Origin of the sequence: Shinella fusca (assembly GCF_014203155.1) — a bacterium.
Classification (GTDB): Bacteria; Pseudomonadota; Alphaproteobacteria; order Rhizobiales; family Rhizobiaceae; genus Shinella; species Shinella fusca.
Window position 1 is genome coordinate 2,501 of the sequence record NZ_JACHIK010000035.1, and the last position, 3,492, is coordinate 5,992.

Sequence of the window (3,492 nt, forward strand, 5' to 3'; positions counted from 1 at the left end):
AGAAGATTGATCCGGACCGGGGAAACCTGGTGCCTCAAGGGTCATGTGTTGTTCGAGGGCTTGCCCTTGTCTGACGCGTGTCCTGGTGGATGTTGCCTGACCGCGCATCCTCGGATTTGATCTCGAGAAGCTGGTCTTAATGATAGACTGCAAGCGAGCCGCTCGGCGTGGCTCCAATAAAGCAGGTCTATCGAACACGTCGATGGCATTGTCGAGTGGGTCGGGTTGTAAAAGGTAGCCCTACCCGCCGTTTATTCCTTTGGGATGACGGCTAGATGATGAGCATAGACAATGAGAACGATTAAGTGTCGTAAGGGCATTTGGTGGATGCCTTGGCATGCACAGGCGATGAAGGACGTGATACGCTGCGATAAGCCGTGGGGAGCTGCGAATGAGCTTTGATCCATGGATCTCCGAATGGGGCAACCCACCTTAAATGCTTGGAGAATTTAAGCCGTGCTTCGGTACGGCTTAGGTTTCCAAGCATTGTGATAAGGTATCTTACCCTGAATACATAGGGGTAAGAAGCGAACGCAGGGAACTGAAACATCTAAGTACCTGCAGGAAAGGACATCAACCGAGACTCCGCAAGTAGTGGCGAGCGAACGCGGACCAGGCCAGTGGCAACGGTGAATGAAGTGGAACGGAATGGAAAGTCCGGCCTTAGCGGGTGATAGCCCCGTACACGTAGAACAGCCGTTGTCCTTGAGTAGGGCGGGACACGTGAAATCCTGTCTGAACATGGGGAGACCACTCTCCAAGCCTAAGTACTCGTGCATGACCGATAGCGAACAAGTACCGTGAGGGAAAGGTGAAAAGCACCCCGACAAGGGGAGTGAAATAGAACCTGAAACCGGATGCCTACAAGCAGTCGGAGGGCGCAAGCCTGACGGCGTACCTTTTGTATAATGGGTCAACGACTTAGTGTAACGAGCAAGCTTAAGCCGATAGGTGTAGGCGCAGCGAAAGCGAGTCTGAACAGGGCGTTCAGTTCGTTGCATTAGACCCGAAACCGAGTGATCTAGCCATGAGCAGGTTGAAGGTTGGGTAACACCAACTGGAGGACCGAACCCGCATCTGTTGCAATAGATTGGGATGACTTGTGGCTAGGGGTGAAAGGCCAATCAAACTCGGAGATAGCTGGTTCTCCGCGAAATCTATTTAGGTAGAGCGTCGAGCGAATACCCACGGGGGTAGAGCACTGGATGGGCTATGGGGACTCACCGTCTTACTGATCCTAACCAAACTCCGAATACCGTGGAGTACTACTCGGCAGACACACGGCGGGTGCTAACGTCCGTCGTGAAAAGGGCAACAACCCTGACCTCCAGCTAAGGTCCCCAAGTCATGGCTAAGTGGGAAAGGATGTGAGGATCCCAAAACAACCAGGATGTTGGCTTAGAAGCAGCCATCATTTAAAGAAAGCGTAACAGCTCACTGGTCTAAATAAGGGTCTTTGCGCCGAAAATGTAACGGGGCTAAAGCCATGCACCGAAGCTGAGGATGTATCGCAAGATACGTGGTAGCGGAGCGTTCCGTAAGCCTGCGAAGGAGGACCCGTGAGGGCCTCTGGAGGTATCGGAAGTGCGAATGTTGACATGAGTAACGATAAAGGGGGTGAGAGACCCCCTCGCCGAAAGACCAAGGGTTCCTGCTTAAAGTTAATCTGAGCAGGGTTAGCCGGCCCCTAAGACGAGGCGGACACGCGTAGTCGATGGGAACCACGTTAATATTCGTGGGCCTGGTGGTAGTGACGGATTGCGTAACTTGTACATTCTTATTGGATTGGGTGTGCAGGGAAGCGGTTCCAGGAAATAGCTCCACCGTATAGACCGTACCCGAAACCGACACAGGTGGTCAGGTAGAGTATACCAAGGCGCTTGAGAGAACTGCGTTGAAGGAACTCGGCAAATTGCACGCGTAACTTCGGAAGAAGCGTGACCCCATCGTACGCAAGTATGGTGGGGTGGCACAGACCAGGGGGTAGCGACTGTTTATCAAAAACACAGGGCTCTGCGAAGTCGCAAGACGACGTATAGGGTCTGACGCCTGCCCGGTGCTGGAAGGTTAAGAGGAGAGGTGCAAGCTTTGAATCGAAGCCCCAGTAAACGGCGGCCGTAACTATAACGGTCCTAAGGTAGCGAAATTCCTTGTCGGGTAAGTTCCGACCTGCACGAATGGCGTAACGACTTCCCCGCTGTCTCCAACGCAGACTCAGTGAAATTGAATTCCCCGTGAAGATGCGGGGTTCCTGCGGTCAGACGGAAAGACCCCGTGCACCTTTACTATAGCTTTACACTGGCATTCGTGTCGGCATGTGTAGGATAGGTGGTAGGCTTTGAAGCAGGGACGCCAGTTCCTGTGGAGCCATCCTTGAAATACCACCCTTATCGTCATGGATGTCTAACCGCGGCCCGTCATCCGGGTCCGGGACAGTGTATGGTGGGTAGTTTGACTGGGGCGGTCGCCTCCGAAAGAGTAACGGAGGCGCGCGATGGTGGGCTCAGAGCGGTCGGAAATCGCTCGTCGAGTGCAATGGCATAAGCCCGCCTGACTGCGAGACTGACAAGTCGAGCAGAGACGAAAGTCGGTCATAGTGATCCGGTGGTCCCGCGTGGAAGGGCCATCGCTCAACGGATAAAAGGTACGCCGGGGATAACAGGCTGATGACCCCCAAGAGTCCATATCGACGGGGTTGTTTGGCACCTCGATGTCGGCTCATCGCATCCTGGGGCTGGAGCAGGTCCCAAGGGTTTGGCTGTTCGCCAATTAAAGCGGTACGTGAGCTGGGTTCAGAACGTCGTGAGACAGTTCGGTCCCTATCTGCCGTGGGTGTAGGAATATTGACAGGATCTGTCCCTAGTACGAGAGGACCGGGATGGACATATCTCTGGTGGACCTGTTGTCGTGCCAACGGCATAGCAGGGTAGCTATATATGGAAGGGATAACCGCTGAAGGCATCTAAGCGGGAAACCCACCTGAAAACGAGTATTCCCTTGAGAGCCGTGGAAGACGACCACGTTGATAGGACGGGTGTGGAAGTGCAGCAATGCATGAAGCTTACCGTTACTAATCGCTCGATTGGCTTGATCGTTCTCATTGTTCATGCTCATCCAACAAACTCGATGAGCCATCTCTTCCGTGCGCTTGCGGCCCCTGGCCGAAGGCGCGGCCCGAAGAAAAAGACGTGTTCACAAAAGACAAACGAAGGCATCCCCTTCTGCCAGCTTCTCGAAAGATTGCCCTTAGCCGACCTGGTGGTCATGGCGGGGTGGCCGCACCCGTTCCCATTCCGAACACGGCCGTGAAACGCCCCAGCGCCAATGGTACTTCGTCTCAAGACGCGGGAGAGTAGGTCGCTGCCAGGTCTGCTAAAGGCAATCAAAATCTTCTCAATCACAAAACCACCCATAACGCGGGGTGGAGCAGCCCGGTAGCTCGTCAGGCTCATAACCTGAAGGCCGCAGGTTCAAATCCTGCCCCCGCAACCA

At 54.2% G+C, this 3,492-nt stretch carries 1 tRNA gene and 2 rRNA genes; all 3 read left to right on the forward strand.

The window, feature by feature from the left end:
- Positions 1-299 precede the first annotated feature (299 nt).
- A 23S ribosomal RNA gene (locus HNQ66_RS23320) occupies positions 300-3,095 on the forward strand.
- A 159-nt stretch (positions 3,096-3,254) separates the two neighbouring features.
- Positions 3,255-3,369 (forward strand): 5S ribosomal RNA (gene rrf / locus HNQ66_RS23325).
- Positions 3,370-3,415: 46 nt separating this feature from the next.
- Positions 3,416-3,492, forward strand: a tRNA-Met gene (locus HNQ66_RS23330).